Source organism: bacterium, assembly GCA_041649255.1.
Lineage (GTDB): Bacteria > Hydrothermota > UBA3073 > JACQXS01 > JAQTXJ01 > JAQTXJ01.
This window is the reverse complement of the sequence record JBAZNK010000038.1, coordinates 1-4,712: the sequence shown is the minus strand read 5'-3', so window position 1 is coordinate 4,712 and position 4,712 is coordinate 1. Positions and strand designations below refer to the sequence as shown.

Below are 4,712 nucleotides of genomic sequence, written 5' to 3'. Positions count from 1 at the left end.
CCGTTCTCCGCATTGAGTTTTCTGAATAAAACCTCTACAACGAAGTCTAAAGCTGCCTTAAGCCTCTCCTCTTTATCTTCCCCTGTATATTCAATGAATTCTATGCGTAAATCTTTGCTTTTTTGTTCTTTGCTTGAATTTCTCATCTTGTCTCCAATACCAACGATAAAAATTCTCCGGGCTACAAAATTAAAGTTTTAGTATCTTAATTTTAATACCTTTATACACTCGTTGTGGTTAGGGGTAGATATGTTCAGGAAATAAATACCCGAAAACAAGTTAGAAACATCAAGGTTAACTATTCTGGAAAGTTCAGTAGGTGCAAAGGTTTTAACCACTCTGCCACTGATATCAAAAAGCCTGAAGTTCACTTTCTCTTGTTTCATATTTAAGGATAATTTTATCTCACTTAGAACAGGATTGCTTAATAATTTAACAGCAAATGATTTTTGGGTAGGAGACTCTTCTATTCCATACAACAAATTTTTATAAATCTGCAAACCTGTACTTCCATCTGCAACATAAATATATGCACCCAAACTTGCAATTCCATATGCCAAGCCCGGAGTATCGTAACAACCCACTTCTTGTGGACTCGTTGGAGTAGATATATCTATTACTCTTACGCCTCCTAAATCTTCATCTGCCACATAAACATAAGAACCTGATATTGCTACTCCATAAGCAGAACCGGGAGTACCACAATAACCTATTTCAGTGGGGTTTGACGGGTTAGATATATCTATTACTCTTAGTCCTTCAACCCAATCTGCAATATAAGCATATGAACCCGATACCACAACATCAAAAGCCTTGCCAGGTGTATTACAATGGCCTATTTCTATTGGATTTGCAGGGTTTGATATATTTATTATTCTGAGTCCCGTAGTATCGTCTGCAACATAAGCACAAGAATCAGATACTACGACTCCATACGCATTTCCCGGGGTATCATAATGCCCCACTTCAAAGGGGTTAATTGGATTGGATATGTTTATTATCCTGAGTCCTGCAGTATCGCTTACAACATAAGCATACGAGTCCACTACTGCAACCCCATATGCCCCGTCAGGTATATTGAAGTTTCCAATTTTGGTTGGATTTGCAGGATTTGATATGTCTATTATTACAAGTCCATCTTCATAATCTGCAACATAAGCATAAGAACCGGATACTACTACTTTATTGGCAGAAGATGTAGTACAACAACCCACTTCCTGTGGAATTGATAAGTTAGAGATATCTATTATCCTAAGCCCTGTCTCCCAGTAGGTTGTAATATATGCATAAGAACCTGATACAGCTACATTATAAGTAATGCAAGGCGTAATATAACATCCGATTTTGCCCGGGTTTGTCGGAGTTGATATATCTAAAATTGTAAGCCCTCCCCAGGATACCAGATAGGCATAAGAACCCACTAACATCACTCCATAGGCTCTTCCGTAACCTGCGCTTCCTACCTCGTATGGGTTTGCCGGATTTGATATATCTATTATTCGCAGTCCCGCATCTCCGTCTGCAACATAAGCATAAGAATCTGATACTGCTATTCCTCTTGAAGGACAAGACATTCCTACACATCCTTTTTCAATTGGCTTAGAGGGGTCTGTTATATCTATTATTCCCATTCCTAATTTCCAACCTGTAATATAAGCATACGAACCGGAAACTACTATTTTTTCAGCATATCCGGATGCATCTAAATATCCTATTTCATTTAAATTTGCCGGATCAGATATATCTATTATTCTAAGACCAGAATCTTCATCTGCGATATAAGCATAAATACCTGACACTGCCACCCCGGAGGCACTGCTTGGATAGCATCCTTTTTCTTGTGGATTTCCTGGATTTGTTACATCTATTATTCTTAGCCCCGAATCTCCATCTGCAACATAAGCATAAGAATCTGCAACTATTACTTGCTGGGCATATCCGGGAGTGTTGTAACATCCTAACTTCAAAGGATTAGCCGGATTTTTAATATCCCATATTTCTAACCCTATTTCTCCGCCTGCAATGTATAATGTAGAATCAAATTGTTTGTAGAAAATTCCTAAAATTCCACCTTTTGTACGAATTTCTGATAATTTTTGGGGAGAAGTAAGATTTGAAACATCAAGTATATATACTCCACCCCCCGAACTACAAAAAACTAACTCTCGTATAGAATCACAAGCTCCTGTGTACGAAATTCCAAATGGCCAATTACCGACAAATGAGACATTAAGGGAGTCAAAGGCTTTAGTTCCTTGTTTAGCGTTCCAATCATCTTCGTTAAGAAATGGAACAGGTAGAATGGACTTAACCTGTCTAACAGCAGGTAGGTTTTCTACTGTAAAACTACAGATTGGTATAAGTAAAAATATAAATACAATTAATTTTTTCATACTCTCTCCCTACTTCATTAAAATTAACTTCTTTGTTGTACTATAATTCCCTGCTGTGAGGGTAGCAAAATATATTCCTGTTTTTAGTTCGTTTGAGTTTAGGGTTATACTATAACTCCCGGCGGATTTGGATTCGTTTACGAGAGTTTTTACACAACTACCGGAAATGTCGTAAAGATTAAGAGAGACATATCGAGGTTGGGAAACCTCTCCCACAGTATAACTGATAGTTGTTGATTTAGAGAAAGGGTTTTGACTTACCCTGAGCGTAGTCGAAGGGGGAGTGGGATTGGGGGATTCCTCTATCCCTGTTTTATCTTCAAGCACCCATACCGTGCCATCCCACATACAGCTTACATAAATTTTATTAGTGCTATCATTTACTGCGATAGAATAAGGGCTTTGTCCTACAGGAACTATTTGTAATATAGAATCTGTAGTTCCATCTAATACTGAAATACTTGAAGCGTTTATATTTGCAATGTATATCCTATTTGTATTTTTGTTAATATCAATTCCGGCATGCTGACGACCGTCTTTTATAATTTTTATTACAGAATCATTTGCACTGTTCAGTACGTAAATATTATCACCATTAAAGCCTGTTATATAAACTTTATTATTCACTGGATTAATTCCAACTCCCCACGGACATTCGATAGCTGTAATGCTATCTATTAAGGAATCAGCTAACCCATTTATCATATATACAGCATTATATGTGGTTGTTACATATATTTTGTTGTTAATCTCGTTAATTCCAATCCCATGGGGACATTTGCCAGCTTTTATAACCGTTTTCAATGAATCATTTGAACCATCAATTACAGAAACACTATTTATATCAGGGGTGGCAACATATATCTTATTAGTAATTTGATTGACCCCTATTCCATAAGACCTAGAAGTTAAATCCATATTTCTTATTAATGAGTCATTTTCACCATTTATAATGGAAATACTACCGCTATTATAATTTGTAACATATACTTTGTTTGTAGATAGATTAATTCCCAGTTCAGAGGGAGTATCGCAAGTTTTAGGAGTCGCTATTACTGAATTATTAGAACCATCAATTACATGAACAATATCTCTTTCCTCATCCGCTACATATATTTTATTATTTATAGGGTTAATCTCAATTCCGTTCGGACGACTTCCAAGAGCTACGGTTGTCATCAATAAATTTGTAGAGCCATTTATTACAGAAACATTTGAAACGCTCATATTTGCAACGTATATTTTATTAGTAATATCATTGACTCCTATGCTCCATGGTTCGTCCCCGACACTTATAGTTGCTATTACCGAATCAATGGCTCCGTCTATTACTACAACATTATTCCCAATGTGATTTGTAACATATATTTTATTGCTGTTTTGATTTATTCCTACTCCGTAATAAGGAGATCCGCCAGTTTTCAATTTTTTTATAACCGAATCTCCTAAACAATCAACCACAGATACATCATAACTATTTGAATTTGCAATGTATGCTTTATTTGTGCTTATGTTGATTCCTATTCCTGATGGACTAGTGCCAACCGCTATAGTTTTTATCACTGAGTCCTTTGCGCCATCTATAACCGAGATATTATTGCTCCCCCAGTGAGTAACATATATTTTATTAGCAGTTGAATGAACCCCTATGTCCCCTGGTGGATTGCTAACTTTTATAGTTGTTATAATCGAGTTAGTTGAAGCATTTATAACGGAAATAGTAGTGTCCGCAGTATTTGAAACATAGATTTTATTAGTAGTGAGATTAACTCCAATACCGGTAGGATTATTGCCGACCTTTATAGTTGCTGTAACTAAATCAGTTGAACCGTCTATAACCGAAATTCCGCTTCCATTTGAAATATATATTTTGTTGGTAATAGGATTGATTCCAATGCGATTTCCTGAGACGCCTATAATCTTTATCACTGAATCACAAGCTCCATCTATAACAGATATATTCCCCATATAATTTGCAATATATATTTTATTAGAATTTACATTAACCCCAACTGCTCTGGGATCCAAACCATTACCTATTTTTGGTCTAAGATATATACTATCCACAACTACAACCTGCGCAGAACTGTTTACGGTGAAACTAATTGCAAAAAATGAGAATACTACAAACATTACTTTTTTCATTTTTTCTCCCTATTTCATTAGTATGAGTTTCTTTGTTGCCTTGAAATCCCCGGCATTAAGTTTTGCAAAGTAAATCCCCTTAGCAATTTTATAGTCATTTATATTGATTGTATGATCCCCTGCTTTTTGGGTCCCTGAATACATAGTTTGGACTATTCTACCGGATAAGTCATA

General features: G+C 36.0%; 2 protein-coding genes. Both read right to left on the bottom strand.

Translation table 11 applies throughout. From position 1 onward, the window contains the following. Positions 1–197 precede the first annotated feature (197 nt). Complete coding sequence (locus tag WC614_13960) at positions 198–2,393, bottom strand: T9SS type A sorting domain-containing protein (protein MFA5034108.1); 2,196 nt, start codon at positions 2,391–2,393, stop codon at positions 198–200. 9 nt (positions 2,394–2,402) lie between these two features. After that, the gene (locus WC614_13955) at positions 2,403–4,538 is read right to left on the bottom strand and encodes a T9SS type A sorting domain-containing protein (GenBank protein MFA5034107.1); all 2,136 of its coding nucleotides are present in this window, start codon (positions 4,536–4,538) and stop codon (positions 2,403–2,405) included. Between the last annotated feature and the right edge of the window lie 174 nt (positions 4,539–4,712).

What these genes read in the sequence shown, in the direction of transcription:
- WC614_13955 (MFA5034107.1), bottom strand. Translation starts at nt 4,538, where the DNA reads ATGAAAAAAGTAATGTTTGTAGTATTCTCATTTTTTGCAATTAGTTTC.
- WC614_13960 (MFA5034108.1), bottom strand. Translation starts at nt 2,393, where the DNA reads ATGAAAAAATTAATTGTATTTATATTTTTACTTATACCAATCTGTAGT.